The following is a 25,130-nucleotide window of genomic DNA, read 5'->3' on the forward strand; positions in this document are numbered from 1 at the left end:
GGCGCCGCGCGCTGCCTGCATCAGGGGCCTTGCAATACATACCCCATGGGGGTATATAGAACCCATGCGCACCGAGATCAAGTCATCCTGTCTGAAACGCCTCAAACGTATCGAGGGGCAGATTCGCGGTCTCGCCGGGATGGTCGAGGAAGATCGCTATTGCATCGACATCGTGACCCAGATCGCGGCAGCCCGAGCGGCGCTGCGCCGGGTTGAGGAAGAGGTGCTGCGTGACCACGTCGCCCACTGCGTCGAACACGCCATCAGTTCCGGCGACAAGGCCGAGCAGCGTCGCAAGATCAGCGAGCTGATGGACGTGATCAGCCGCGCCGAGCGCTGAAACGGCGGTTCCGGTTCCCGTCCTGCTACGTCGGCGTGTCCAGCGCGAGACGCTCGCTCGATCATCGCGATTGTCACACACATTTCGCCGCGGATCGTTCAAACCATTTACCTTGTTGCACAATCATACCGCCCGCGGCCCTATGCATTTACCTTGCATTACGCCGTATCCCCGTATGCCCCGAAAGGAGAGACAACCGGGCACGGCTATCCATGTTCAAGGTCTACAACTGCATCGTTACGGCTCATGACCTCAGCCTCGTGGCGCTCGCAGCCGTCATCTGCGCGCTCGCATCATTCGCGGCCGTGAACCTGCTCCGCCATGCGCGCGGGTCGCGGGGACGGATGCGCGACGTCTGGCTGATGATTGCCGCGATCTCGACCGGATCCGGCATCTGGGCGACCCATTTCATCGCGATGCTGGCCTTCAGCCCGGGCATTCCAAACCGCTACAACATCATTCTCACGCTGGCGTCGCTGATCCTGGCGATGCTGATGACCGGCGCCGGCCTTGCGGTATCGCTGCTGCCGAACTGGCGCCCCGGTCCCTGGCTCGGCGGCGCCATCGTCGGAGGCGGTATCGCAGCCATGCACTACACCGGCATGGCTGCATTCGAGATCCAGGGAATCGTGTTCTGGGATCATGTGCTTGTCCCCGTGTCGATCGCACTCGGCGCCGTGCTCGGCGCCGTGGCACTGCCGGTCGCCCTGAGCGCCAGATCGCAGACGTGGAAAGCCGCCGGCGCGCTGCTGCTGACGCTCGCCATCGTCAGCCATCACTTCACCGCGATGGGCGCAGTATCGATCATTCCCGACCCGACCATTCCGATTTCCGAACTGACGATCCCGACCGGATGGCTGGCCGCCGGTGTCGCCATCGCAAGCTTCAGCATCATCCTGCTGGCGTTGGCCGGCGTCGCGCTCGACATCCACGATCGCCGCCGCTCGGAACTGGAATCGGACCGCATGCAGAGCCTCGCCAACGCGGCGGTCGAGGGCCTCGTGCTGATCAGTGAAAACGCCATCGTCACGGTCAACAACAGCTTCGCGCGACTGAGCGGCTACAACCTCGACGACCTCGCCCACAACAGCCTCTCCACCTGCTTCCCCGACGTCCAGTTGCAGGCCCGCCTGCTGTCATCCTCCGATCAGCCGATCGAGACCGAGCTGCATCATCGCAACGGCGCGGTGCTGCCGGTGGAAGTGATCCTGCGGCCGATGAATTACGGTGGCCGGCCGCATCACGTGATCGCGGTGCGCGATCTGCGGGCCCGCAAGGAAGCCGAACGCCACATCCGCTATCTCGCCCATCACGACGCGCTGACCTCGCTGCCCAACCGCAGCCACTTCAATGCGCGGCTCGATCAGGAAATTACGCTTGCACTGGCGCGGGGCGAACGGCTTGCAGTCCTCTGCCTCGATCTCGACCGCTTCAAGGAGATCAACGACCTGTTCGGCCACGCCGCCGGCGACAAGGTGCTGCAGACGGTCGCCGAGCGTGTGACCACGCTACTCGGCGAACGCCAGATGATGGCGCGCCTCGGCGGCGACGAGTTCGCCATCCTGGTCCCCGAGCTGGCGGGGCCGACGACGGCCGGCCGGCTCGCCGAGGACGTGCTCGATGCGCTGCGCCAGGAAATCGGCGATTCCGACCCCGAGGGCATCCTCTGCAGCATCGGCATTGCGCTGTTCCCTGATGACGCGCGCGACCGCGAGGGTCTGCTTACCCACGCCGACACCGCGCTCTATCGCGCCAAGACCGAGGGGCGCTCGACCTTCCGCTTCTTCGAGGCGAAGATGGGCGTCGAGGTGCGCGACCGCCGCGAACTCGAGCACGACCTGCGCCACGCCACCGCGCGCGGCGAACTGCGTCTCGTCTACCAGCCGCAGCAGGATATCCAGAATCACGAAGTCACCGGCTTCGAGGCTCTGCTGCGCTGGCATCATCCGCAGCGCGGCCTGGTGTCGCCAGCGACCTTTATTCCGATCGCCGAGGAGACCGGCTCGATCATCGAGATCGGCAACTGGGTGCTGCGCGAGGCCTGCCGCGAGGCAGCATCATGGTCGCGCCCCCTGACCATCGCCATCAACGTCTCGGCCGTGCAGATCCACAGCGCCAACTTCGCGCAGATCGTACACCAGACGCTGCTGGAAACCGGGTTGTCGCCGGGGCGGCTCGAAATCGAGATCACCGAGACGGCGCTCGTGCGCGACCTCAACCGCGCGCTGACCACGCTGCGGCAGATCAAGGCATTCGGCATCCGCATCGCGATGGACGACTTCGGCACCGGCTACTCGTCGCTGTCCAACCTTCGCGCGTTCCCGTTCGACAAGATCAAGATCGATCGATCGTTCATCACGTCGGTCAACGCCAATGAGCAGGCCGCGACCATCGTTCGTGCGGTGCTCGGTCTCGGCCGTGGCCTCGGGCTGCCGGTGCTCGCCGAAGGCGTCGAGACCAGCGACGAACTGTCGTTCCTGCGCAGCGAACACTGCGACGAGGTGCAGGGCTATCTGGTCGGCAAGCCATCGGCGATCGACGTCTTCCGCAACCTCACCCACGATGAGCCCGCTGCCATCGACACGCCGCCGGTGACCGCAACGGCGCGCGTGGCCTGACCATCGCGATCGCCCAAACGAAAAACGCGCGAGACCCGCGCGTTTTATCTGGCGAATTGTCGGTTGGAGAAGTCAGGCCGCCTGCTTGTGCATCGCGCCGGCGCTCGAAGCCATGCCGCGGATCGCCTTCACAGAACGCTCGATCGCGGACCACAGCCGGCTGATCTCGGTCGCCGCGCGGCCTTCCGCATTGTACTCGCGTGCCCCCTCGCCATGGGCCAGCGCCAACAGCAGATCGGCACGGTTGGTCACTTGCCCGCTCCACACTGGCGCCCTGAACTTGGCGAGTGCTTCGCGTGCGAGCGTGACAATCGGACTTTCCTGATCGTTGCGCATCGCTGGCGCGCCGTTGATGACGACGGCGTAGGGCTTGCGTGCCGAACGGCAGGTGGAAATCGTTTCCTGTACGGCATCGATATCGAAGACGCCCGGACGCGCCGGGATCACGACCATCGTCGCACAGCTGATGGCATCCTCGACGACCGCAGAGGTGTTCGGCGGCGTATCGATGAACACCCACTCGAAACCGTTGCGCTTTGCGGCGGCAACGAGCTCGCTGACCGAGCGCGAGGCGGTGCGGATCGGCGGCTCGTTGGTGCCGCGCAGCTTCTGCCACAGGCTGAGAGACCCCTGCGGGTCCGCATCGATCAACAGGCAGGGCTTGGATGTCTTGTGCACATGGGCCGCGAGGTGTGCGGCGAGAGTACTCTTGCCAGAGCCTCCCTTACGCGAAGCAAAAACAATGACGTTCATAGCTTGGCCTCCAGATTGACCCCAGGGCCGAAAAATGAATCAAAATTTTGATTCGTTAAAGCAGAAACTCCGATAGCAAGTCTTGCGTTCGCCGATTTGCATCGGGCATCGGCTTTTGAGTCACATCATGCGGCGCAACTGGATTGTGGCAAAAAGTTGATTCAGCTCAGCGTGTTGTCCGATTGCGATGCAACAGCGAAGCTTGCGTGGCGCGGCGCAAAGCTTTCGCCCCGAGAACACCCGTAACAATGCGTACACACGGCGCAGACTCCGGTGCGTGGTGATTTCACGCCGCGGTCGCAGCAGTCAGCGGGTCGGATCCGACTGCAGATGCACGGAACGAGAAGCCGACATGAGCATGCATCCGGTGCCGCGATGTTCGCAGCATGCGCCTGCTGGCCGCGACGGAGCGCCGCAGCCGCGACTGGCACGGTCATCAGATCTGGGTCGCGCCCCGTACCTCACAGGCACCGTCGGCAGCCTGCGTGTCGACGAAGCCGAAGCTGACCTTCTTGAAGGTCTGCTCCGAGTTCGGCTTGATCGGACCGGCGATGGTCTGCTGGATCTCGGTGACCTTGCCGGTGCTGCGCGTCGTGAACACGCAGCGGATCTTGATGTCCTTGACCGCGAACGGATTGTCGTTGCCGAGGGTGATGTCGGCGATGCCGACATTGGTGTGTCCCCCCTTGCGCCAGACCTGCTTGATCACCTTCACCGCGTCGGCGGGATCCGCAGCGGCCGCAGCAAACGGCAGCACCGCGACGGCAAGCATGGCGAACGCTGATCTTTTCATGACGATCCTCATTCGAAGACGCGACGAGCGCGTCGATGACGGCGCGCAAAGTCTATCCCGACGGCCGCGTTCCCGCAGCTCTTTTGTCGCCGCACGCGCAAAGGTCGCAAGCGTCACGACGCGATGATCCGGGAAACGGTGCCGCCACCGATGATCCCGAACCAGATGACGATCAGCAGGACGATCCGCAGCACGCTGAACGGGCGATGACGGACAACGATCTCTCCGTCGCGATCCCAGGTGGTCTGGCCGTCGCGCTTCAGCGTGACATAGGCAACGACGATCGTGACCAGATTGACGAACGGAATCCACAGTCCCTGTCCTCTGACCAGGACGGCAAATGCCCGCCAGAAGGCGAGCCTGAACGGCAGCCGTCGGCCCTCTGCGGTTCTCAGCGAGATGCCGTACAGCGCCTTTCCCGGCGTCGTACCGAAACGGCTGATGCAGAACGCCTCGATCAGCAGGAAGAAGACGACGATCACCAGCAGCAGCGGGAAAGGCAGGAGGGCCAGCACCAGCGGCGAGAGGACCGGAAAGACGACCGAGCCCGCAGCCACGGCGATGATGGCGACAATGGCGAACGGAAGGAACGCAAACGATCCATCGAGCGATCTGGCAAAGAAGCGGCGCCATGGGTGGGTCTTCGGCACGAGATCCGACGCCGCCTCCGCCTGCGACGGATCAAGGCGCGCGGCGGCTACCACCTGCGCCCCGCGCGGCAGCTGGGCCGCCGAACGGCGCAGCCGCAGCCGCTCGACAATCGTCGGCGTCTCGGCGGCCTTGGTCCAGCCGGCCATGCCGTCGATCCAGACCAGCGTGTTGAGGCCCGTGCCGTTAGTTCGGAGCGCATCGACAAGGCCGCCGAAGTCGACGGGACCCGCGGTCTCGCCCTTGAGATTGACGTAGTACCAGAGCTCGCTCATGACGTTCCCCCTCCCCGTGGAGCCGCCATGCACGCACGCCAGTCCGCTCAACGCTGGCCGAACAGCCTGACGGCTGCGCGGCCGCACCGCGGAGAGATGGCGAAGACATGCAGGTTCCCACGCCACAAACCGGCACGGCGGCAAGCCCCCCTCGAGCCACCAGCAGACAGTGCCGCGGAGGGGTCAGTCAACCCGGTGATGGGCGACAGGATGGACAATGCCATCGGTTACGATTGCGCGGGCCCGAACCACCGGCGTCCTGCGGCAGAGACCGCGGATTGCGTTTCCAGGCCTTGTCGCCAGGTACGAAGCCCTTGAAAATCCTCATGTGTTGGTTGCACGGTGTCGCGCACCACCGCCTGTGAACACGCCTGAGCGCCCGAAATGCAGACCCCGGCACAAGCGGCGTCCCGAGCGGGAGGCGCAAGGTGAAAGCGACGCGGACCGACCGAACGATCGACAGCCGAGCACTTGAAAACGCGCACTGTACCTGGACGAGCTCATTGTCGAAGGCTTTCGCGACAGGCCTCGCAACAACCGTTGCCAAGCCATTTCGATGCCGCGCCATCAGCAATGCGTCATCCGGAATTGCGCGCGGCCGTGATCAGTTGGTCCTCGCGATCTTGTCGGTCAGATATTCGTTCAGATCGCGAAAGTCCTTCACCGTCCATGTGAACGGCGGCAGTTTCACGCCGTTCGCGCGCAAGGTCGCAGGAATGAGATCGCCGTTTGGACGGAGGATCACGGAAGAGACAATGACGCCAGGATAGTCAAGCAGGCGCTTCTTGAAGGCGGGCGTGGTGAGATTGGGTGTCGGCGGATTGCTTTTATCAGCCAGCGGCCCGGTGCCCTTGACGTCATTTCCGTGGCACATGGCGCAACGGCTGACAAAAATCCGTTCGCCATTTCTGCTGTCTGCAAAAGACACCGAAGGCATGCAAAGCGCGATCGCCAATGCAGCAGCAATGAACTTCTTCTCAGCGATCATGACGTCGTGCCTTCCAATCGTGCCGGGCCATGTCGCATGACATCATGACCAGGGGTTTGCAGCGAGTTGGCACCGGCGTTTGCGAAGCGCGTTGAGCCCGTGCAGGATATCCAAGAGCAAGATGGACAGCCTACGCTCTCGCCAGCCGCATAATGACGCAAAGCGCCGATTGGCTTGAAGCGGTGCGTGCGCCGCTGTTCGCCGATGGCATCGAACGCGGGCGTGTCACCATCCATCACCGGCCGCACCAAACCCATGTTGTGGTCGACGGCTCCCCTGCCGATTCCGGCAGAGGACCTGTCAGGCGAGACCACCCTCCCATCCGAAGCCCGCCCTGGCTCCCTGACGGGACCCTGTCCGCGGGCGACCCCGCGGCCTGTGCGGTCGTTCCCTCGCGGGGACAATGGAAGGCGCCCCTGTGGGCACTGGAACGGCATTGTTCTGGGATCATGGATCGTCGGCCCGGGTCTAGCCCGGTTCGTCACCGGTCTGGGAAACCGGCCGGCCGGAGGCCTCAGACTTTGAATGTGATGGTACAGTTGGGTGGGCTCGAACCACCGACCTCCTGTTCCACAGACAGGCGCTCTAACCAACTGAGCTACAACTGCATTCTTGATGGCGGGCGTTCAGTCAGGTCCAGCTGGGGACCCGGACGACGGCCCGCGAACGCGCCGGAAACTATGAGCATCGCGGCCCTTTGGCAAGGCCATCGGACCGGTTTGGACAACGTTCTTGCGGCTTTGAGCCGCCCGGACGCGCCGAAGGGGCCGGCTCGGGATCCGGAGCGGTGTTACAGGCCGGTCTTGAACGCCTTGGCGGCGCTGGACTTGATCGGCTCGACCGTGTCGGTCGCGACCTTCTGGCCGAGTTCGACAAGATCCTTCGACTGGGTGGTCAGCAGTTCGAACTGCTTGCGGGCGTGGCTGTTCATCAGCTCGAACGCATCGGTCACCGACCTGGAACCGAGGAGCGCCTGGGCAAAGCCGAAGGCCTCGTCGGTGTTGGTGCGGGCGATCTCCAGCAGCTTGGTCGCATAGTCGCTCGCGCCGCGTGTCGCCGACTGATAGGCAGCCTCGATGGCGCCGTTGTTTGCCTCGGCGGCTTCCTTGAACTTCTGATAGCCGTCGCGGGCCTGGGCAAAGCCCTTTTCAGCAAATGCGCGCATATTTTCCGGGAAATCGCCGAGGGCGGCCGGAGAAAACGAGAAGGGATCGGAATCATGAGCCATGGCGGCGGTCCTTCGGCGGGTTTTGGGAAACGCGGAACCCGGCCAGAGGCCGCAGGCCATCCGCAAGGATCGATTGCAGGCCGTCGCCGGCCTGCAATCCTTTCGAATTACAGCAAGAGATTGTGCATTGCAACATAAACCGGCGCCGAATCCCGCCAGCGGACCCGCCCGACTATTTCGGCTTCGCCACGTCCAGCGCGGCTCTGGTCACCGCCTGACCGATCTCGCTGGCCTGCTCGGCCAGCGTGCGCATCTGGGCCTGGACGTAGTCGCTATGCAGCTTCATCACCTCGGTGATGTCCTTGGCCCGCAGCAGATGCTCGGCATAGTCGAGCGACGCGGCGATGTTCTTTTCGGCGAATGTGATCGCCTTGACGCTGACGTCCTTCGCCCCGGCCCGCACGGCCTCGTTGCGGCCCTCGAGCGAGGTCGCAGCCTGCTGCGCCGAATTGAGGAAGCTCTCGAAAGCCTTGCGCGCCTGATCGAAACTGGCCTCCGCCATGGCCCGCAGCTCCTTGGGGACCTCAAACTTGTTCTGCTCCATCGCCTGCCTCCCTGCTTGTCGCCGATCCCGGCGCTCATCTTGTCTTGCGGCCGGCGGCCCGAGAACCGCGCCTCCGCGGCTCCATCGTGACGGCTCGACCAGCTTTTGCAACCGTTCGCAAATCCCAACGCAAAACCCGTCCCGCGGGTCCGCCGGCCCATAAGAATTAAGGATATCTGAGGTTTGCCGGTATAGGCAGGGAGCCCCGACATGGACCCGGGGGCGGCGGGGCTTTAGTAAAGGTTTTATTAAGACTGTTTACCCTGCGGCCACCGCGTCCGTGGCCGGCGTGCGGGGCGAGGGGAGCCACCGGAGACCATTCGATCGATCATGCCGATCAATGAAGCCGAATTTCAGGTCCGCGGCATCCGCGATCCGCATCTTGCGGTTCACGCGACGAGCGGCCGGCCGGCCTGGCTCTGGGCAAACGACGGCACGCGCATTCTGTGGGCCAATCCGGCCGGCGCGGCCATTTTTGGCGCTGACAACAGCTCCGCGCTCGCCAACCGCACATTCGGGCCGGCCGACCAGCATCGTCGCCAGATCGCCCGCCTGGCCGGGCGCCTCTCGCTGAGCGGCGCGCCTCGCCTCGAGCGCCTGCGCGGCTTCGGGATGTCGCTGGGACAGCTCCTCACCTGCGCCTGCACGCGGCTGGTGTTTACCGGCGGCGGCATCGGGGTGCTGGTGGTCGCGCTGGAGGCCGTCGGCAAAACGCAGCCTTTCGAACTCCGCCTGCAGCACCTCGTCGACGACTTCGACGCCGCCGCCATCGCCTTCACGCCCACGGGGCTGCCGACAGCAGCCAATGCGGCGGCAATGGCGCTGCTGTCGTCGGCTCCGCTGGCGGCCGCCGGCCTCGCGCCACTGGGCCTCGACCAGGCTGGACAGGATGCCCTGCGCGGCGGCCACGCCACGGCCGAAACCAGCCTCGGGCACGTGACCCTGGATCGCGTCGGCCTTGCCAGCGAGCTTGCGCTGATTGCCATCATTGCGCCTCTGCCCGCCGAGAACACCGAACCGGAAGCTGAGCCTGCAGAAGGCGCGACGGAACAAGCGGAGCCCCCATTCCAGACGCAGGAGAGGGCGGCCGAACCGATGCCAGTGGCCCCGCCTCCGGCCGCCGCGGCAGCGAGCGCCCCGCCCGCCGACGAACCGACAGCCGGCCACACCGTTGCGGAGCCGACGACTGCCCCCGCCCCCGCCTCGATCATCCGCCCGCTCGAATCTCTTCCGACACCGCTGGCTGCGTCGCCTGCCCCCATTGCGCCCGCGGCCGACGCCGCTGCCGCGTTGCCAGCCTGCGACAGTTCGGCCTTACATCAGGCGCCGCTCACCGACATCGGCCCGGAGCCCGACCATAGCTCTGCGGCCGCGACGAACGTGGTGCCAACACCGGAGCCTGCGGACACCGCGTCTTCTAAAGCAGTGCGGGGCGCCGTCGAAGAGGCGCAGCATCCATTGCCGCCAGAAGCGCCGCGGTTCACAGAGCCGTCGCCCCCCGATTCGGATGCAGTCGCACACAACGAACAATCGCCGCCGCCTCCTGCCATTATCGCACCCCTGCCAGAGTCCTCGGCGCCCGAGCTGTCGTCGACGCCGCCGCCAGCCATCCAGCCGTCGTACGAACCACTACCTCCCGAGCCGCCGCTCGTTCCACGCCGGCATCCGCTGCGCTTCATGTGGCAGATGGATGCGGAGAACCGCTTCGCCCTCGCTTCGGACGAATTCTCACGCCTGATCGGCCCGCGCACCGCCACCGCATTCGGCCGCCCATGGTCCGAAATTGCCGAGACATTCCACCTCGATCCCTATGGCCGTGTCGCGGCCGCGATCGCCACCCACGACACCTGGAGCGGGATCGTGGTCGCCTGGCCCGCCGACGGCGGCGGCACCCCGCTGCCGGTCGAACTCTCGGGCCTGCCGGTCTTCGACCGCAATCGTCAGTTTGAGGGCTATCGCGGCTTTGGCGTCTGCCGCGACCTCGACGCGCTCGCGCGGCTCGCGGAGCTGCGCCGCCAGGACACCCTGTTGCCGGCACAACCGCTGCACGCGCCGCCGCAGGCGCCATCAGCCGGCGAAGCGCCTCAACCCGTGGACACGCACATGCCCAGCGGTGACACACCTCCCCCGCCTCACGACGCCGGCTCGCCGGTGCCCTCAACGGAAGCGAACAAGCCCGTGGATACTCCCCCGAACGTCGTGCCCTTCCGGCCCGCCACCGACCTGAAGACGCCGACGCTGACGCCCGTGGAAAACAATGCTTTCAACGAGCTGGCACGACAACTCGCCGCACGGCTCGAAAGCGAGCGGCGCGATCTCGATGCCCGCGACGACGCCCACGAAGCGCCTTCGATCGCCCCCGACGAACTGTCATCTGTGCCGGACGAACCGGGCCCGGCAACCGCCGAGGCCCATGCTTCCGGGTTGCCGCACGGCGAGGCCCGGCGCGACACGCTGCTGTACGATCTCATGCCGGTCGGCGTCCTGATCTACCGTCACAACCGTCCGCTCTATGCCAACAAGGCGTTTCTCGCCCGCGTCGGCTACGCCGACTTGCCGGCCCTGATGGGCGCCGGCGGCCTCGACGCCCTGCATGTCGAGCCAGGTGCCGGCGATGGCGTCAGTTCACCTGAACAGGGCGCCCCAGTGACGATCGCTGCGACCGGATGCAACGAGCTGCCGGCCGAAGCGCGGCTGCATCCCATCACCTGGAACGGCGACGACGCCCATGCGCTGATCTTCACTGCGGCCGCAATGCCGCCGGCCCCGCAGCCGCTCGCGCCACCGGTCGCGCCTGCAGCGCAGGTCGATCCCACGCCCGCGACATCGCTCGAAGCGGAGCTCGGCACCATTCTCGACGCCACCGACGACGGCATCCTGATCTTCGACCAGGATGGCAACGTCGTCACCTGCAACCGCGGCGCCGAAGTGATGTTCGGCTATGGCGATCGCGATATCGTTCGCTGCCATCTCACCGATCTGTTCGCGCCCGATGATCGCGACCTCGTCCGCAAAGCCATCGACACCGCCCGCGGCACGACCGGCCAGATCAGCGCGTCCGCCCGCGGCCGCACGCGCAGCGGCGAGATCGTGCCGTTGCGGTTGACGCTCGGCCGCAGCACGGCGAATGGCGAGCGGCTGTTCGCGATCGGGCGCCGTGAGGCTGTTGTGCCCGAAGCCCCAAAGGCGGCCGATGCGCCCCAGCAGCCCGATCGCGCCGCGCATGCCCGCGCCGACATCCTCGCGCGCATCAGCCACGAGGTACGCACGCCGCTGAATGCCGTCATCGGCTTTGCCGACGTCATGATCGAAGAGCGCTTCGGCGCACTCGGCAACGAGCGCTATGCGGCCTACCTCAAGGACATCCGCGCCGCCGGCGAACGGGTGCTCGCCATCATCACCGACATGCTCGACCTGTCGCGCGCCGAGACCGGCAAGCTCGACCTGACCTTCGCCCGGCATGACCTCAACGACCTGGTCGAGAAGTGCGTCACGATCATGCAGCCGCAAGCCAATCGCGAACGCATCATCATCCGCACCTCGCTTGCCCATGCACTGCCGCCGGTCACCGCGGACGCCGGTGCGCTGCGCCAGATCGTGCTGAATCTCGTCGGCAACTCGATCCATGTCGCGCGCGCGGGCGGCCAGATCATCGTTTCGACCGCCCTCACCGATCTCGGCGACGTGGTGCTGCGCATTCGCGACAGCGGCCGCGGCTTCGCGCATGGCGACGGCGAGGCGACGACCGAACCGTCGCGGGCCGCCGCCGAACAGGTCGCGCAGGACAATATCGGCATCAACCTGTCGCTGACCAAGGCGCTGGTCGAAGCCAACCAGGGCCAATTCCATATCAAGGCGACGCCGCAGGCCGGCACGCTGGTCGAAGTCGCCTTCACGCCGAAGGCCGCCCGCGCCGTCTGACCGACAGCGAATCATCGATCGCGGGACTGCGTCGCCGTCTTGTGATCAGCCGTGGATCGTTGTCCCGCTGTCATGAAGCCGTCCGCAAGGACACGCCACAATTGCACCACAGACCGTTGAAACAAGATACGTGTGGTGAGGGGCACTGCTGCTGACCATTCCCTCCGTCGATCGGAATTTCGTCCGGTCATCGGGGATGTCGCGTGCACCCGTGGTGAATGACGTTCGATGCCCGTGACACATTTTCCTTCCAGCCATCACCCGGCCCGTATCGGGTGGCAGCTTGCCTCGCTCGCCGTCGGCGTGCTGGCGATGGCCGGATCGGCACCCGCTGCCGAGAATCCCTGGGCCTTTATCGAGAAGACTGCTCCGGCAGCCTCCGATACCCCCGCCGCAAGGCCTGACGGTGCCAGCGCGTCGGCGGACATCGAAGCCACCGCACTTCCCGACTCCGCCAGCGTCGACTGGAGCGCGCTGAACTCCGGCCAACCGCCGCTGTCCGATGCAGGACGCCGATCGGCATCGCGGGGCAACATCCGCAACATCGACGCCGCTCCCTCGGCGTGGTCGCGCAACAACACGCCGGAAGGTTTTTCCTCGCTGACGGTGAAGCAGGCCGTGACGCCGTTCTGGGATACCAGGGTCGGCGCCGACATGAATGTCGCCAGCGGGCCTTACACGCTTGCTCCGCTCCCGGAAAAGCTCTCTACCGACGCGCGGCTGTCGCAATCGTCCGGCACCGCCTGGGCGTCGATGACCGCGCCCGGCCTCGGACCGGTATGGGACAAGACCGCGATCGAGGCCCGGCTCGATCCGGCGCAGGACACCAGCCGGCTGGGGACGTCGATCAGCAAGTCGCTGCCGCTCGATGGCAACGCCTACTCGCTAACCCTGGAAGGCGGCTATCACGTCATCGAACAGTCGATCACGCCCGCGGCGCGCCGTGCGGCACGCAACTACGAGGTCGATCACGCCGCCAAACTCAACATCGCCGATACCGGCACCAGCTTCATTGCCGGCCAGTCCTACTCGGCCAACGATGACAAGTGGCTCGGGCGGGTGGGCGCCGAGCAAAAGCTGTTCGGCGGGGTCAGCCTGTCGGGCCAGGTCAGCGAAACCGCGACCGGTAGCCTGAATAAAAGCCTGACGGCCGGCTTCAAAAGCAACTGGTAATAATCCCGCTGCTACAACCCTAACGGATTGATACCGAAGGATTGCCGGGGACACGCCGCAGATTGGCCGCGCTATGGTCAAAATCGGCTGGACACATGGCAAGGTCAATTTCGTCGTGCGGGGGACAGTCCGCGCTCGCTCAACGCGAAACAAGGAAAAGCCGATGAATGCCATTCGACCAGAGAAGCCCGAGACTCCCGAGGACGACGCCAACCTGGCGGCCGTAACGGAAGTCGAGGCCGGAATCCGGGACTTCGTACGCAACGACATCGCCTACCTGCGCCGTCCTGCCGCTGGCGCCGCCGGCGACGTTCCCCCTCTGGACGCCTCCGCCGAAGCCACCGTCAGTAGCGTCAACTCGCTGATCCAGCGCGTCGCCGGAACGTCGCTGAGCGAGATCGAAAACCTGATCACCGAGCTCGAGGCGCTGCGTGACCTGCTGCACAACGAAGGTCAGCGCGTGCAGCGGGAGATCGCCGGCTACGCCCAGCTCAGCCAGGCGGCGATGAAGTCGACACGCATGATCGCGGACAACGTCGCGCAGTGGAAGCGCGCGGCGGAAAATGTCCGCCAGCTGTAATCTGCCGGGCCTCTCCGCGAGGCCACGATTCCGGATCCGCCGCCTTCCTTGACCGGAAGTGCGGCGGTTTCCGTCTCCAGCGTCTCTCCGGAGGGAGACGCCAGTGTTGCCCATCTGCAGCACTTTCTCAGCAACCCGGACGCCGGCTTGAACCTTCGCCGGAGAGCTCGCGACCAACCGCCATTGCCACAGGTTCCATGGCGGATTTTACCGATGCACAGGCTGTCGTCCGCAAGCCGCACGCTCCCGGCCATCGACCGGAGCGGCCGCGCATCCGGAAGCGCGGGGGCTTCTTACGTGAAAATCATTCGTCCCAACAATTCAGACCCGATTCCCGTTCCAGCTTCGCGGCACCGCATGGGCAGCATCATCCTGCGCTTCGTGGCGCTGCTCGCGGTGGCGGTTGTGGTTCTGGCGCTGGCCTGGAGTCGCTAGCGCCGCACCGAGGCAGCCGCCCCCGCGGGCTGCGTCCAGGCGGCCGTCACATTCCCGCCGAGCCGCAGATTGACGAACGGTCGCCGCGACGCCATCAGCGCAGGCAGCCGCGGATCATGGACGTGGAGACTGTAGGGCTCCAGCCAGGCGAGATCGCTGGTGAAGGTCCAGGGAAACAGCCTTTGCGGGGTTGGCAGATAGGCGGAGAAACTGCTTTCGTCGATCACCGCGCGGATGACGAGATCGGCGAGCCGCCGCAGTGCGCCGTCATTCTCGGCATAGAGATCGACGCCGCGAGGACGCGCCAGTTCCGCGGTGAACACCAGCGGCATCAGCGAGAAGTTGTGGTAGTGCAGCGCGCGCTCGCCTCGTTTCAGCTCGCGGACCAGCGTGCCGTCGGGCTGGATGTCGCGAATGCCCTCGCGCGCACGTGCGATGCCCGCATCCACCAGATCGGGTCGCCCCGCCAGCGTGCCGATGGACGCAAGGTTGAGGCCTGCCCAATAGACGAGGTTGTTGTGCAGGTGGTTGATGGCATCGGCGTCGCGGGTCGCGGCTGCGATCCGCACCAGCCATGGCGTGATCGCCGGCATCGCGGCAGGCATCGGCCGCCCGGATCGGAGGATACGCAGCAAGACCAGAGCAAAGTCCGTTCCTGCCCAGGATCGCTCGAAATAGCCCTGATAGCCGCCGATCGGCGCCATCAGCGCATCGGCCCTTGCCCATTGGCCCAGCAGATCCGACACGCACGACACATCGCCCGCGTCGGACGCCTTGTTCACCCGTGCGATGAATGCATGAAGCGGCGCGATCGCCCGGCCATATCCAGCCGGGTCGTCGTAGAAGCCGGGGACGTCGATCACAGCGATGGGCGGCGGTACGTCGCAGGCCATGGCGGCTGGCATCATCAGCAACAGGCAGAGGCCCGCCAGAACGAGGCCAAGGCGGGGCCGCTCAGGCCGGATCGGCATCCCGCTCATCATCAGACCTCGACCCGCTGCCGAAACCGGCGAAACAAGCCAAGGACCCGCCGGCGTCGCCTTCCGGCACCAAGGCAACACGAACGCCGGGAATATCCGGAGAGCGAGACGATAGCAGCGAAGCGTGAGCTTAGTGTGACGCTGCGTCATCCTCGAGCTGATAGTGACCGTCGGCCTGGCCCTTGACCACCTGCACAGTGGTGAACATGACCGCCAGCGTTACCGTCGCGAAAATGAAGCCAACGATCTTAAGTCCGGCCCGGTCGGCCATGGCAGTCCCCATTGAAGTCAGTGCTGGTGTGTCGCGAAATAACCGCGATACGTTCAAAAAGTTGCGGCCACATTCTGACGAAAGTCTTAATGAGGCGTTTACCCGGCGGCAGATAGGCAAAAAATGCCGTGCTTGTTCAAGAGCTTTTCCACAAGCACGTGCTCAGCCGGTCCGGCGTGGCAGAAACCCGATGGCCGTGAACGAAAACGCCAGTTCGCCGCGCTGGTTAATGGCGCTGTTACGGGCCTCCAGGATCCCCCACTCGGGCTTCGAGGCCGAGCCGCGCAGCGAGGTGATTTCCGAACTGTAGGTCAGCGTATCGCCGGCGAGCACCGGCTTGTGCCACTTGAGATCACGGAAACCGGGTGACGGCCCCGCGGGCGGCTCGACCACGCCGCGCGCGGTGGCTTCTTCCATTTCCCGGCGGCGCTTGGTCACCAGCAGCTTCATGCCGACCGACGCCACATGCCAGCCGGAAGCCGCGAGGCCTCCGAACAGCGACTGCCGCCCTGCTTCTTCATCGAGATGGAAGGGCTGCGGATCGAACTGACTTGCGAACGCCTTGATCAGCTCGGCAGTGAACGTGAAGGAGCCCAGCTCGCTGCGCGCACCGACCTGCAGATCATCAAGATAAGGCATGGCCGTTCCTCACGCCGCCGGCGCGGCATCGCGCCGCCGGAACATCGCCGGCCAGCGCGCTTCCAGAAGCTTTTGTCCGGAAGCGTTGTGGATGTCGACCTTGAGCGTCACGATACCGAGCTCGGGGCGGTTGCGCGACACCCGCGTTTCCAGAACGTGCACATCGAGCGTGAGATCGTCGCCTGGACGCAGCGGCGAGAGCCACTTCAGCTCGTCTATGCCCGGACCGCCAAGCGAGGTCGAGCGCAACAGAAAGCCGTCGCAGATCATCCGCATCATCAGCGAGCACAAATGCCAGCCCGAGCCTGACAAGCCGCGGAGCATCGAATGCTTCGCCGCCTCCTCGTCGAGGTGCATCGGCTGGGGGTCGAACTCCGCCGCGAACGCAATGATCTCTTCCCGCGTCACATGACGCGGGCCGAACGTCCCGAAATGCCCGGGCTGGAAATCTTCAAATGACAGCATCATGGATGGGGATGGCATCTTGCACAGCCTGATTGTGGCCGTTATTGGCGGCAATCTCAAGCCGTCCGATCCGCACGGCCGGGTTGCGATCTTGCCGCGCAGGCGCGCGGAGGCTAAGCCGTGCGCCGTTGCGCCGCAGCTTCAGACGACCGACCACGCCGCCGGCGCGAGCCTGCCGCAGCGGGTCGGAACATGGTGCATTGTCATGTCGGGGGCCGGCGTTTCGCGCGTCGGTGCCGGTTCGTGGCGTGATTTTGGGGAGAATGCCGATGTTCGAATTTCGCGACTTGTTCCAGTGGGACCGGTTCATCACGCCGACGATCATCAAGCTGTTCTACTGGCTTGTCATCATCCTGATCGGACTGAGCGGCCTGTCGGGTATTCTCTCCGGTCTCGCCTACATGGCGGTCAGCCCGTTCGGCGGGCTCATGGCGATCCTTGTCAGCCTGGTCGGGATCGTGGTCGGCCTCATCTCGGCGCGCGTCGGCGCCGAGTTCATCCTGATCGTCTTCCGCATCAACGAGCACCTGGGCGCGATCCGCGACCAGGGCCAGCACCACTGAGCCCGCTGACCGGGCTCCTCCCGGACGATTGGCCCGGCACGACGCCGGGCGGTCGCCGGACCAGTCGGATCAGGTGTTGAAGCGGAAGTGCATGACGTCGCCGTCGGCGACGACGTATTCCTTGCCTTCCAGCCGCAGCTTGCCGGCATCGCGCGCACCGGCCTCACCGCTGAACGCGATGTAGTCGTCATAGGCGATGGTCTCGGCGCGGATGAAACCCTTTTCGAAATCGGTATGGATCACGCCCGCTGCGGCCGGCGCCTTGGTGCCACGCGTGATCGTCCAGGCGCGTGCTTCCTTCGGGCCAACCGTGAAGTAGGTGATGAGATCGAGCAGCTGGTAGCCGGCGCGGATCAGGCGGTCGAGGCCCGGCTCCTCCAGCTCCAGCGTGGCGAGAAACTCCTCGCGCTCCTCGCGCGACAGCGTCGCGATCTCGGATTCAATCTTGGCCGAGATCACCACAGCGACCGCGCCTTCCTTCTTCGCGAACTCGGCGACGGCCGCCGAGAACGAATTGCCGCTGTGGGCCGAGCTCTCCTCGACATTGCAGACATAGAGCACGGGCTTGGACGACAGCAGGCCGAGCATGCGGAACACGCGCTCTTCTTCGGGTTTGCGCTCCAGGAGACGCGCCGGCTTGCCGTCGCGCAGCAGGACGAGCGCCCGCTGCACGAGATCCAGCATCTCCTTGGAGTCCTTGTCGCCACCCTTGGCCTTCTTGCTGAGGTTGTCGACGCGCTTCTCGAGGCTGTCGAGATCGGCGAGCATCAGCTCGGTCTCGATGGTCTCGATGTCGGCGAGCGGCGCGATCTTGCCCTCGACGTGGGTGATGTCGTCGTCCTCGAAGCAGCGCACCACATGCGCCACGGCGTCGACTTCACGGATGTTGGCGAGGAACTGGTTGCCGAGGCCCTCACCCTTCGAGGCACCACGCACGAGGCCGGCGATATCGACGAAGGTCAGCTGGGTCGGAATGATCTGGGCAGACTTGGCGATCACCGACAGCTTGTCGAGCCGCTGATCCGGCACAGCCACGGCGCCGACATTGGGCTCGATGGTGCAGAACGGATAGTTGGCGGCCTGCGCCGACGCCGTCTCGGTCAGCGCGTTGAACAGCGTCGACTTGCCGACGTTGGGCAGACCGACGATTCCGCATTTGAATCCCATAGCGTGTCCTGAATGCTGTTACGGCGTGGCGCCGCCGTTGCCGTTGTCACCGTTGGCGCCGAAGCCCTTCGCTTCCATCGCCAGATGCACCTTGTTCTGGAACGAGGAGTCGCGCCCTCCGGCGATCAGCCCCGCATGATCCGCGACCGCCTCGCACAGCGCCTCGACCCACGGCTGGTCCGACTTGGCGAAATCGCCGAGCACATGACCATGCACCCGTTCCTTCACGCCGGGATGACCGATGCCAAGGCGAATGCGGCGGTAGTCGTTGCCGACATGGGCCGAGATCGAGCGCAGCCCGTTGTGGCCGGCGATCCCGCCCCCGACCTTGAGGCGGACCTTACCCGGCGGCAGCTCGAGTTCGTCGTGAAAGACGGAGATGTCGCCGAGGCCGATCTTGAAGAAATGCGCGGCCTCGCCGACGGCGCGGCCGGATTCGTTCATATACGTCGTCGGCTTCAGCAGCACGACGCGCTCTCCGTCGAGCGTGCCCTCCGAGGTCTCCCCCTGAAAGCGGCGGCGCCACGGTGAGAAACCGTGACGCCGCGCAATCGCATCGACAGCCATGAACCCGATATTGTGCCGGTTGCGCTCGTACTTCGAGCCGGGGTTGCCCAGTCCGACGAACAGGCGCATGGCGCGGGTTGCTGGTTACTTCTTCTTGTCGCCGCCGGCCGCCGGGGCCTTGGCGGCGGCGGGAGCCTTGGCAGCAGGAGCCTTGGCAGCGGCAGCAGCCGCAGGCGCCGCAGCACCGGCAGCAGGCGCAGCCGCGTCACCGGCCGGCTTGCTCTCCTCGTTGTAGCCCGACGGCGGCACGACGGTGACCAGGGTCTGGTCATCGCGCGACACCACCTTCACGCCCTTCGGCAGCGCGACTTCGCTGAGGTGCACCGAGTTGTTGATTTCGAGCTTGCTGACGTCGACCTCGATGAACTGCGGAATGTGATCGACTTCCGCTTCCAGCTCGACCGTGTGGTTGACGATGTTGACGGTACCGCCGCGCTTGACGCCGGGCGAGCCTTCCGCGCCCACCACGTGCAGCGGAACGCTGACGCGAATGGTCGCGCCTTCGCCGAGGCGCAGGAAGTCGACATGGATCGGGAAGTCCTTCACCGGATCGAGCGCGTAGTCGCGCGGAATCACACGGTGCTTCTTGCCATCGAGATCGATGTTGAAAATCGTGGTGAGGAAGTGGCCGGCGAAGATGTTCTGACGCAGCGCCTTGTCGTCGAGCGAGATGGTCAGCGGGGCCTGGTTGTCACCATAGATCACTGCCGGCACACGGCCAGCACGGCGTTCTGCGCGGGCGGCCCCCTTGCCGGCCTTCGGACGCGCGGTCGCCTTCAATTCCTTGACGGTCGCCATTGTTGTCAGTCCTTGTTGCGAACATGCCCCGGACGCGCGGAAGCGGCCCGCAACGCCAAAAACACGTTCATTTTCATAAAGTTAAAGGCCGCACCGCGGCCCCGTGAAACGTCTGCCACAAGCCTCCAGGGGTGCGGGGGTGGCAGACCGCGGCCGTCATAGCCGCAAAGGTCCAAAAACACAAGGAATGACGGGGATTTTCTCCGCCGCCCGTGCGCCCCATTGCCATCCGGTGAGGGAGGTTATTAGATGCATGTGCAACTATTCCAAGAAGGTGGCTCACCACGCAACCAGCCACCCGCATAAACCACCCCGGGAGGACTTCAAGATGTTCAGCCGACGCCACTTCCTGACCACCGCCGCCACGGCGGGTCTTGCCGCCACCTTCCCAGGACACGGACATGCCGATACCGCCTGGCCGACACGGCCCGTGCGGCTGATCGTGCCCTATGCCGCCGGCGGCGGCACCGACTTCTTCGCGCGTCTTGCCGGCACCGCCATGAGTGCCACGCTCGGCCAGCAGATCGTGGTCGAGAACCGGCCCGGCGCCGGCACCAACATCGGCGCCGAGGCGGCCGCCAAGGCGGAGGCCGACGGCTACACCTTCCTGCTCGGCGACACCTCGACCTACGCCTCCAACCGCGCGCTGTACCAGAAGCTCGCCTACGACGCGCACAAGGACCTCGCGCCGGTGACGCTGACCGGGCGCTTCGCGCTGGTGCTGATGGTCAACACCGACAAGCTCAATGTCGGCTCGGTCAAGGAGCTCATCGAGACCGCCCGGAAGACCCCGGGTGCCATCGACTATGCCAGCGCCGGCGTCGGCTCGCCGTTCCACCTCGCCGCCGAGCTGTTCGCGCAAGACGCCGGCCTCAAGATCAACCATGTGCCCTACAAGGGCGCCGGCCCCGCGCTGCAGGATCTCGCCAGCGGCCAGATCGGCATGATGTTCGTCGACTTCGCTACCGCCCGCGGGCAGCTCAATCTCAAGGGGCTGAAAGCGATCGCGGTGTGCTCGCCGAAGGAATTCTACGGCCTGCCCGGCGTGCCGCCGGTCGCCGCCGATATCCCCGGTTACGAAGCCTGGGCCTGGCAGGGCTTTTCCGCGCCGGTGAAGACCGCCCCGGACATCATCGCCAAATTCCGCGAGGCCTATCTCAAGGCGGTCAACGATCCGGACAACCGTCAGAAGATCATTGCCGCCGGCATCGATCCGCTGCAGAGCACGCCGCAGGAGATGGCGCAGTACATCGCCGAGGAAACGGCAAAATGGGAGAAGGTCATCAGGACCGCCGGCATCCGCATGGATTGATCGGCAAACGCGGCTGTGCCGGGAGACCGCTCAGGTCTTCCGCGCCTTGCGCAGATGGATGGTTTCGCCGCGGGCGAGCATGGCGACGAAGGTGGCGATCCGCTGTACACGAAGCTCCGGCTTCTTCGCTGTCTGCACGCGATAGAGCACGCTGTAGCGGTTTGCGCTGTCGAGCGCGTCGAACAGCGAGCTGGCCTTGCTGTTCCGCGCCAGCGCCGCGGCGAGATCGTCGGGAACGGCTGCGGTGCTCTGCGGCACGTAGGCGCTCTCCCAGCGACCATCCGCCTTCGCCTGTGCGATCTCCCGTAAGCCTGCTGGCGCCATGCGCTTCCCGGCGATCAGCGCGAGTGCCCGGTCACGGTTCTTCTGCGACCACTTGCTGCCGGGCTTGCGCGGGGTAAAGCGAACGAGCCACCAGTCGGCATCATAGGCGCCGAGCTGGCCATCGATCCAGCCATGGCACAGCGCCGGTCGATCGCTTCCTGGCGGTTCACGCTGGGACCTCCGCCCGATTTTTTCGCCAGTTTCAGCCAGACGGCAGGTGCCGCAGCAGGCTGCGCTTTCAGCCACGCCTCCCAAGCCCGAAGATCGACGAAGGACAGCACGGAAAGACCGCGATGATCTCCGCCCCAGCCGCCTTCAGCGGCGCGCCCTTCGCGGCGGCTTTGGCCCCCGATCACGGCCCTCTCTTGCCGGCGGCGATCCTGCTGGCGGATGTCTTGCTGGCCGACGCCTTGGCGACGGAACCACGGCCCCGCGGCACATCCGGCCGGGGCATAGCGCGATCAGGTTTCGGCCAGCGGGCCGGCCTTCTTTTCAAGCTTGTCGAGACGGGCCTTGAGGGCCTCGTTCTCCTCACGGGCGAGCCGCGCCATCTCCTTGACCGCCTCGAATTCCTCGCGCTTGACGAGATCGAGATCACGCAGGATGCGCTCTGCCTGATGCCGGAAGGCACCCTCGACCTCGCGCTTGACGCCCTGCGCGGCGCCGGCGGCGTCGTTCATCAGCCGGGCCATTTCGTCAAAGAACCGGTTGGAGGTCTGGGTCATCGCGAAGTCTCCTCATGCTGGCGTCCGACACAGCAAGCCGCCGCATCCAGGCGGCAAAATGGCGATGAAGGCCGCTCACTTCAAGTCGGATTTTCCGGAACGGCGCCCTCCCGGCGTCGTGTGACCGCCCCGGTCACACTTTCGCATCGCCATCTCTGCTATCCTGCGAATCCCGATGTGATTATTCAGCCGAAACGTTCCCATCATGATCGAGCGCCAGATCGAAATTCCGTCGCAGGACGGCCGGATCACCACCTTCATCACCCATCCCGAACGTGGCGGCCCCCATCCGGTACTGCTGTTCTACATGGATGCGCCGGGCATCCGCGAAGAGCTGCGCGACATGGCGCGGCGGCTCGCCGCCGTCGGCTATTATGTGGTGCTGCCGAACCTGTACCACCGCTCGAACGTGCTGGAGCTCGGCCCGATCCCGCAGGATCCCGCCTCGGACGAGCGCAAGCAGCTGTTCGAGCGGGTCTTCGCCCTGATGGCCTCCATCGACATTGCCAAGGTGATGGCCGACACCGACGCCCTGCTGGCGTTCGTCGATGCGGATCCGGCCGCGTCGAAGGGCCCGCTCGGGACGGTCGGCTACTGCATGAGCGGCCGCTACGCCATCAGCGCGGCGGCTCGCTACCCGGACCGGGTCGCGGCGGCGGCGTCGATCTACGGCACCCAGTTGATGACCGACCAGCCTGATAGCCCGCACCTCGCTGCGCGGCGAGCCCGGGCCGAATTCTATATCGCCTGTGCGGAGATCGATCATTACGTCCCGCTGGAGACCGTGGCACCGCTGCGCGCCTCCCTGCAGGAGGCCGGCGTCGCCGCCGAGGTCGAACTCTATCCCGCCGTCGAGCACGGCTTCGCCTTCCCGCAACGGGCGGCTTTCAACAAGGAAGCGGCGGAACGGCATTGGGAGCGGCTGTTCGCGCTTTACCGCCGCCGTCTGACGCCATAAACCGATACCGATGTTTGCCATTGCCTTTCCGGTCTTCGATCCGATCGCGGTCAGTTTCGGACCGTTCGCCGTCCGCTGGTACGCGCTCGCCTATATCGGCGGCATCGTGCTCGGCTGGGTCTATGCCCGCGCCATCATCCGCAACGGCCGGCTGTGGGGCGGCACCTCGCCGATCACCCTGCTGGACATGGACGACTTCATCCTCTGGGTGACGTTCGGCATCATTCTCGGCGGCCGCACCGGTTACGTGCTGTTCTACAACCTCGACTACTTCGCGCAGCACCCGGCCGAGATCATCGAGCTGTGGAAGGGCGGCATGTCGTTCCACGGCGGCTTCCTCGGCTGCGTCGTCGCGGTGCTGCTGTTCGGCTACCGCAGGGGCGTTTCGGTGCTGTCGCTCGGTGACATCACCTGCGCCGTCGGACCGATCGGCCTGTTCCTCGGCCGTATCGCCAACTTCATCAACGGCGAACTGTGGGGCCGCCCGGCCGACGTGCCCTGGGCGATGATTTTCCCGACCGGCGGCCCGAGCCCGCGGCACCCCAGCCAGCTCTATGAGGCCTCGCTCGAGGGCATCGTCCTGTTCGCGGTACTGGCGCTGCTGGTGCGCGGCGGGGCGCTGAAGCGCCCGGGCACGATCATCGGCGCCTTCGCGACGCTGTACGGTATCTTCCGCATTACCGGCGAATTCTTCCGCGAGCCCGATCCCCAGCTCGGCTTTTTGTGGGGCGGCCTGACCATGGGTATGCTGCTGTCGGTGCCGATGATTCTTGCAGGGATCGCCTTCCTTGTGGTGGCATGGCGCCGCAAGCCGACGACCGCTCCGCAGGCTTAATATTCAAGGATCCCCCGTGCTCCCCAGCTCGCCCCTCGAGGCCGAGATCCGCAGACTGATCAAGTCCACCGGCCCGATGCCGGTGTGGCGCTATATGGAGCTGTGCCTCAGCCACCGGGAATACGGCTATTACATCGCCCGCGATCCCCTCGGCCGCGAAGGTGACTTCATCACCGCGCCGGAAGTCAGCCAGATGTTCGGCGAACTGCTGGGGCTGTGGGCCGCCTCGGTCTGGAAAGCCATGGGCGCACCGGGCACGGTACGCCTGATCGAGCTGGGGCCCGGCCGCGGCACCCTGATGATGGACGCGCTGCGCGCCATCCGCATCGTGCCGCCGTTCTACGCGGCCTGTCACGTCCATCTCGTCGAGATCAACGCCGCGCTGCGCGAGCGCCAGGGCAGCGCCCTCGAGGGCGTGAAGAACCTGCACTGGCACAACAGCATCGACGAGGTGCCGGAAGGCCCATCGATCATTTTCGCCAACGAGTATTTCGACGTGCTGCCTGTGCATCAGATGGTGCGCAAGGAGACCGGCTGGTACGAGCGCGTGGTCGAGATCGACCGCACCGACCGCCTCGCTTTCGGCACGGCGGCGGAACCGACGCCGCAATTCGAGGTGCTGCTGCCGCCGCTGGTGCGTGCCGCCCCGGTCGGCGCGGTGTTCGAATGGCGCCCGCCGACCGAAGCCATGAAGCTCGCGAACCGTGTGAAGACCTCGGGGGGCGCCGCACTGATCATCGATTACGGTCACCTGCGCAGTGACGCCGGCGATACATTCCAGGCCATCGCCCGCCACAGCTTCGCCGATCCGCTGAAGAATGCCGGCCAGGTCGATGTCACCGCCCATGTCGACTTCCAGGCTCTTGCCCACGCCGCCGAGGATCTCGGCGCACGGGTGCACGGTCCGGTCGAGCAAGGCACGTTCCTGCGCCGGCTCGGCATCGAGACGCGCGCGCTGACATTGATGGCCAAGGCCTCGCCTCAGGTGTCCGAGGATATCGCCAACGGCCTGCAACGCCTGACCGACGCCGGCCATGGCGGCATGGGATCGCTGTTCAAGGCGATCGGCATTTCACATCCTGCACTGACCGAAATCGCCGGCCTCAGCGATCATCCCGCGCCACCGGCGCCTGCCGCGTCGGCTCCGCCGGCGCAAGGCTCCGCGTCCGACGCGGACTGAACGCCTCATTTGCCGCGGAATTGCCTGTCATAGCGCACGCGATATCCGAC

26 protein-coding genes, 1 tRNA gene and 1 pseudogene are annotated in these 25,130 nt (G+C 65.5%); 11 read left to right on the forward strand and 17 right to left on the reverse strand.

What is annotated here, in order from left to right:
• Positions 1-64 precede the first annotated feature (64 nt).
• Entirely contained in the window at positions 65-340 is a 276-nt protein-coding gene (locus JQ639_RS12170; protein WP_211966345.1) for a metal-sensitive transcriptional regulator, read from the forward strand.
• A 212-nt stretch (positions 341-552) separates the two neighbouring features.
• Entirely contained in the window at positions 553-2,958 is a 2,406-nt protein-coding gene (locus JQ639_RS12175; protein ID WP_211966346.1) for a bifunctional diguanylate cyclase/phosphodiesterase, read from the forward strand.
• Positions 2,959-3,030: 72 nt separating this feature from the next.
• Here the strand turns inward: JQ639_RS12175 and JQ639_RS12180 are convergent, their stop codons facing one another.
• The 7 genes from JQ639_RS12180 to JQ639_RS12210 all read right to left on the reverse strand — a co-directional run bounded on the left by JQ639_RS12180 (position 3,031) and on the right by JQ639_RS12210 (position 8,187).
• Positions 3,031-3,711: an AAA family ATPase gene (locus JQ639_RS12180; RefSeq protein WP_211966347.1), complete on the reverse strand. Its 681-nt coding sequence runs from the start codon at positions 3,709-3,711 to the stop codon at positions 3,031-3,033.
• A 436-nt stretch (positions 3,712-4,147) separates the two neighbouring features.
• The gene (locus JQ639_RS12185; RefSeq protein WP_211966348.1) at positions 4,148-4,504 is read right to left on the reverse strand and encodes a hypothetical protein; all 357 of its coding nucleotides are present in this window, start codon (positions 4,502-4,504) and stop codon (positions 4,148-4,150) included.
• Positions 4,505-4,617: 113 nt separating this feature from the next.
• Entirely contained in the window at positions 4,618-5,427 is an 810-nt protein-coding gene (locus JQ639_RS12190; RefSeq protein ID WP_211966349.1) for an RDD family protein, read from the reverse strand.
• Positions 5,428-6,031: 604 nt separating this feature from the next.
• Positions 6,032-6,415, reverse strand: coding sequence for a c-type cytochrome (locus JQ639_RS12195; RefSeq protein WP_211966350.1), 384 nt, complete (start codon positions 6,413-6,415; stop codon positions 6,032-6,034).
• Between the two features lie 531 nt (positions 6,416-6,946).
• Positions 6,947-7,023, reverse strand: a tRNA-His gene (locus tag JQ639_RS12200).
• A 182-nt stretch (positions 7,024-7,205) separates the two neighbouring features.
• Positions 7,206-7,643: a phasin gene (locus JQ639_RS12205; protein ID WP_211966351.1), complete on the reverse strand. Its 438-nt coding sequence runs from the start codon at positions 7,641-7,643 to the stop codon at positions 7,206-7,208.
• Positions 7,644-7,815: 172 nt separating this feature from the next.
• Positions 7,816-8,187 carry a phasin family protein gene (locus tag JQ639_RS12210; protein WP_211966352.1) on the reverse strand — a complete coding sequence of 124 codons (372 nt, stop codon included), beginning with the start codon at positions 8,185-8,187 and terminating at the stop codon, positions 7,816-7,818.
• A gap of 330 nt (positions 8,188-8,517) precedes the next feature.
• Between JQ639_RS12210 and JQ639_RS12215 the strand changes: the two genes are divergently transcribed.
• The 4 genes from JQ639_RS12215 to JQ639_RS12230 all read left to right on the forward strand — a co-directional run bounded on the left by JQ639_RS12215 (position 8,518) and on the right by JQ639_RS12230 (position 14,296).
• Positions 8,518-12,108, forward strand: a complete 3,591-nt coding sequence (locus tag JQ639_RS12215) for a PAS domain-containing protein (protein WP_249123061.1) — start codon at positions 8,518-8,520, stop codon at positions 12,106-12,108.
• A gap of 228 nt (positions 12,109-12,336) precedes the next feature.
• Entirely contained in the window at positions 12,337-13,281 is a 945-nt protein-coding gene (locus JQ639_RS12220) for a hypothetical protein (protein WP_211966353.1), read from the forward strand.
• Between the two features lie 163 nt (positions 13,282-13,444).
• Positions 13,445-13,861 carry a hypothetical protein gene (locus JQ639_RS12225; protein WP_211966594.1) on the forward strand — a complete coding sequence of 139 codons (417 nt, stop codon included), beginning with the start codon at positions 13,445-13,447 and terminating at the stop codon, positions 13,859-13,861.
• A 213-nt stretch (positions 13,862-14,074) separates the two neighbouring features.
• On the forward strand, positions 14,075-14,296 hold the full coding sequence (locus JQ639_RS12230; protein ID WP_211966612.1) for a hypothetical protein: 222 nt from the start codon (positions 14,075-14,077) through the stop codon (positions 14,294-14,296).
• Here JQ639_RS12230 and JQ639_RS12235 read toward each other — a convergent pair.
• From JQ639_RS12235 to JQ639_RS12250, 4 genes are all read right to left on the reverse strand, one after another.
• Complete coding sequence (locus JQ639_RS12235; RefSeq protein ID WP_211966354.1) at positions 14,293-15,267, reverse strand: alginate lyase family protein; 975 nt, start codon at positions 15,265-15,267, stop codon at positions 14,293-14,295. The two genes, JQ639_RS12230 and JQ639_RS12235, sit on opposite strands and share 4 nt — an antisense overlap.
• Positions 15,268-15,406: 139 nt before the next feature.
• A complete protein-coding gene (locus JQ639_RS12240) occupies positions 15,407-15,547 on the reverse strand; it encodes a hypothetical protein (RefSeq protein WP_211966355.1) in 141 nt (46 codons plus the stop codon).
• Positions 15,548-15,709: 162 nt separating this feature from the next.
• Positions 15,710-16,186, reverse strand: coding sequence for a MaoC family dehydratase (locus JQ639_RS12245; protein ID WP_211966356.1), 477 nt, complete (start codon positions 16,184-16,186; stop codon positions 15,710-15,712).
• Between the two features lie 9 nt (positions 16,187-16,195).
• Positions 16,196-16,654: a MaoC family dehydratase gene (locus JQ639_RS12250; RefSeq protein ID WP_211966357.1), complete on the reverse strand. Its 459-nt coding sequence runs from the start codon at positions 16,652-16,654 to the stop codon at positions 16,196-16,198.
• A gap of 266 nt (positions 16,655-16,920) precedes the next feature.
• Between JQ639_RS12250 and JQ639_RS12255 the strand changes: the two genes are divergently transcribed.
• The gene (locus JQ639_RS12255; protein ID WP_211966358.1) at positions 16,921-17,214 is read left to right on the forward strand and encodes a DUF4282 domain-containing protein; all 294 of its coding nucleotides are present in this window, start codon (positions 16,921-16,923) and stop codon (positions 17,212-17,214) included.
• Between the two features lie 69 nt (positions 17,215-17,283).
• On the opposite strand, the gene ychF is transcribed toward JQ639_RS12255, so the two are convergent.
• From ychF to JQ639_RS12270, 3 genes are read right to left on the reverse strand one after another with little or no spacing between them, the layout of a single operon-like run.
• Positions 17,284-18,381 (reverse strand): redox-regulated ATPase YchF, encoded by a 1,098-nt coding sequence (gene ychF, locus JQ639_RS12260; protein ID WP_211966359.1) that lies wholly within the window; start codon positions 18,379-18,381, stop codon positions 17,284-17,286.
• Positions 18,382-18,399: 18 nt separating this feature from the next.
• Entirely contained in the window at positions 18,400-19,017 is a 618-nt protein-coding gene (pth, locus tag JQ639_RS12265; RefSeq protein ID WP_211966360.1) for an aminoacyl-tRNA hydrolase, read from the reverse strand.
• A gap of 15 nt (positions 19,018-19,032) precedes the next feature.
• Positions 19,033-19,746: a 50S ribosomal protein L25/general stress protein Ctc gene (locus JQ639_RS12270; RefSeq protein WP_211966361.1), complete on the reverse strand. Its 714-nt coding sequence runs from the start codon at positions 19,744-19,746 to the stop codon at positions 19,033-19,035.
• A gap of 328 nt (positions 19,747-20,074) precedes the next feature.
• Between JQ639_RS12270 and JQ639_RS12275 the strand changes: the two genes are divergently transcribed.
• Positions 20,075-21,058: a Bug family tripartite tricarboxylate transporter substrate binding protein gene (locus JQ639_RS12275; protein WP_211966362.1), complete on the forward strand. Its 984-nt coding sequence runs from the start codon at positions 20,075-20,077 to the stop codon at positions 21,056-21,058.
• Positions 21,059-21,088: 30 nt separating this feature from the next.
• Here the strand turns inward: JQ639_RS12275 and JQ639_RS35815 are convergent, their stop codons facing one another.
• From JQ639_RS35815 to JQ639_RS12285, 3 genes and pseudogenes are all read right to left on the reverse strand, one after another.
• Positions 21,089-21,382 (reverse strand): YdeI/OmpD-associated family protein, encoded by a 294-nt coding sequence (locus tag JQ639_RS35815; RefSeq protein WP_249123150.1) that lies wholly within the window; start codon positions 21,380-21,382, stop codon positions 21,089-21,091.
• A 39-nt stretch (positions 21,383-21,421) separates the two neighbouring features.
• Positions 21,422-21,738, reverse strand: a pseudogene (locus tag JQ639_RS35820) (YdeI/OmpD-associated family protein); the annotation flags it as partial.
• 105 nt (positions 21,739-21,843) lie between these two features.
• On the reverse strand, positions 21,844-22,107 hold the full coding sequence (locus tag JQ639_RS12285; RefSeq protein ID WP_211966363.1) for an accessory factor UbiK family protein: 264 nt from the start codon (positions 22,105-22,107) through the stop codon (positions 21,844-21,846).
• A 205-nt stretch (positions 22,108-22,312) separates the two neighbouring features.
• Between JQ639_RS12285 and JQ639_RS12290 the strand changes: the two genes are divergently transcribed.
• The 3 genes from JQ639_RS12290 (at position 22,313) to JQ639_RS12300 (ending at position 25,080) form a co-directional block, all read left to right on the forward strand.
• Positions 22,313-23,065, forward strand: a complete 753-nt coding sequence (locus JQ639_RS12290; RefSeq protein WP_211966364.1) for a dienelactone hydrolase family protein — start codon at positions 22,313-22,315, stop codon at positions 23,063-23,065.
• Between the two features lie 4 nt (positions 23,066-23,069).
• A complete protein-coding gene (gene lgt / locus JQ639_RS12295; protein WP_211966595.1) occupies positions 23,070-23,900 on the forward strand; it encodes a prolipoprotein diacylglyceryl transferase in 831 nt (276 codons plus the stop codon).
• Positions 23,901-23,976: 76 nt separating this feature from the next.
• The gene (locus tag JQ639_RS12300) at positions 23,977-25,080 is read left to right on the forward strand and encodes a class I SAM-dependent methyltransferase (protein ID WP_211966596.1); all 1,104 of its coding nucleotides are present in this window, start codon (positions 23,977-23,979) and stop codon (positions 25,078-25,080) included.
• Positions 25,081-25,130: the final 50 nt, after the last annotated feature.

Source organism: Bradyrhizobium sp. U87765 SZCCT0048 (genome assembly GCF_018131225.1).
Classification (GTDB): Bacteria; Pseudomonadota; Alphaproteobacteria; order Rhizobiales; family Xanthobacteraceae; genus Bradyrhizobium_A.

Excerpts from the sequence above, each read along its gene's own strand:
- JQ639_RS12250 (WP_211966357.1), bottom strand. The coding sequence starts at position 16,654 with ATGATGCTGTCATTTGAAGATTTCCAGCCCGGGCATTTCGGGACGTTC.
- JQ639_RS12300 (WP_211966596.1), top strand. The coding sequence starts at position 23,977 with ATGCCGGTGTGGCGCTATATGGAGCTGTGCCTCAGCCACCGGGAATAC.
- JQ639_RS12205 (WP_211966351.1), bottom strand. The coding sequence starts at position 7,643 with ATGGCTCATGATTCCGATCCCTTCTCGTTTTCTCCGGCCGCCCTCGGC.
- JQ639_RS12215 (WP_249123061.1), top strand. The coding sequence starts at position 8,518 with ATGCCGATCAATGAAGCCGAATTTCAGGTCCGCGGCATCCGCGATCCG.
- JQ639_RS12255 (WP_211966358.1), top strand. The coding sequence starts at position 16,921 with ATGTTCGAATTTCGCGACTTGTTCCAGTGGGACCGGTTCATCACGCCG.
- JQ639_RS12235 (WP_211966354.1), bottom strand. The coding sequence starts at position 15,267 with ATGCCGATCCGGCCTGAGCGGCCCCGCCTTGGCCTCGTTCTGGCGGGC.
- JQ639_RS12240 (WP_211966355.1), bottom strand. The coding sequence starts at position 15,547 with ATGGCCGACCGGGCCGGACTTAAGATCGTTGGCTTCATTTTCGCGACG.
- JQ639_RS12210 (WP_211966352.1), bottom strand. The coding sequence starts at position 8,187 with ATGGAGCAGAACAAGTTTGAGGTCCCCAAGGAGCTGCGGGCCATGGCG.
- JQ639_RS12180 (WP_211966347.1), bottom strand. The coding sequence starts at position 3,711 with ATGAACGTCATTGTTTTTGCTTCGCGTAAGGGAGGCTCTGGCAAGAGT.
- JQ639_RS12190 (WP_211966349.1), bottom strand. The coding sequence starts at position 5,427 with ATGAGCGAGCTCTGGTACTACGTCAATCTCAAGGGCGAGACCGCGGGT.
- JQ639_RS12290 (WP_211966364.1), top strand. The coding sequence starts at position 22,313 with ATGATCGAGCGCCAGATCGAAATTCCGTCGCAGGACGGCCGGATCACC.
- pth (WP_211966360.1), bottom strand. The coding sequence starts at position 19,017 with ATGCGCCTGTTCGTCGGACTGGGCAACCCCGGCTCGAAGTACGAGCGC.
- JQ639_RS12270 (WP_211966361.1), bottom strand. The coding sequence starts at position 19,746 with ATGGCGACCGTCAAGGAATTGAAGGCGACCGCGCGTCCGAAGGCCGGC.
- JQ639_RS12175 (WP_211966346.1), top strand. The coding sequence starts at position 553 with ATGTTCAAGGTCTACAACTGCATCGTTACGGCTCATGACCTCAGCCTC.
- JQ639_RS12230 (WP_211966612.1), top strand. The coding sequence starts at position 14,075 with ATGCACAGGCTGTCGTCCGCAAGCCGCACGCTCCCGGCCATCGACCGG.
- ychF (WP_211966359.1), bottom strand. The coding sequence starts at position 18,381 with ATGGGATTCAAATGCGGAATCGTCGGTCTGCCCAACGTCGGCAAGTCG.
- JQ639_RS12225 (WP_211966594.1), top strand. The coding sequence starts at position 13,445 with ATGAATGCCATTCGACCAGAGAAGCCCGAGACTCCCGAGGACGACGCC.
- JQ639_RS35815 (WP_249123150.1), bottom strand. The coding sequence starts at position 21,382 with ATGGCGCCAGCAGGCTTACGGGAGATCGCACAGGCGAAGGCGGATGGT.
- JQ639_RS12220 (WP_211966353.1), top strand. The coding sequence starts at position 12,337 with ATGCCCGTGACACATTTTCCTTCCAGCCATCACCCGGCCCGTATCGGG.
- JQ639_RS12185 (WP_211966348.1), bottom strand. The coding sequence starts at position 4,504 with ATGAAAAGATCAGCGTTCGCCATGCTTGCCGTCGCGGTGCTGCCGTTT.
- JQ639_RS12170 (WP_211966345.1), top strand. The coding sequence starts at position 65 with ATGCGCACCGAGATCAAGTCATCCTGTCTGAAACGCCTCAAACGTATC.
- JQ639_RS12245 (WP_211966356.1), bottom strand. The coding sequence starts at position 16,186 with ATGCCTTATCTTGATGATCTGCAGGTCGGTGCGCGCAGCGAGCTGGGC.
- JQ639_RS12275 (WP_211966362.1), top strand. The coding sequence starts at position 20,075 with ATGTTCAGCCGACGCCACTTCCTGACCACCGCCGCCACGGCGGGTCTT.
- JQ639_RS12195 (WP_211966350.1), bottom strand. The coding sequence starts at position 6,415 with ATGATCGCTGAGAAGAAGTTCATTGCTGCTGCATTGGCGATCGCGCTT.
- JQ639_RS12285 (WP_211966363.1), bottom strand. The coding sequence starts at position 22,107 with ATGACCCAGACCTCCAACCGGTTCTTTGACGAAATGGCCCGGCTGATG.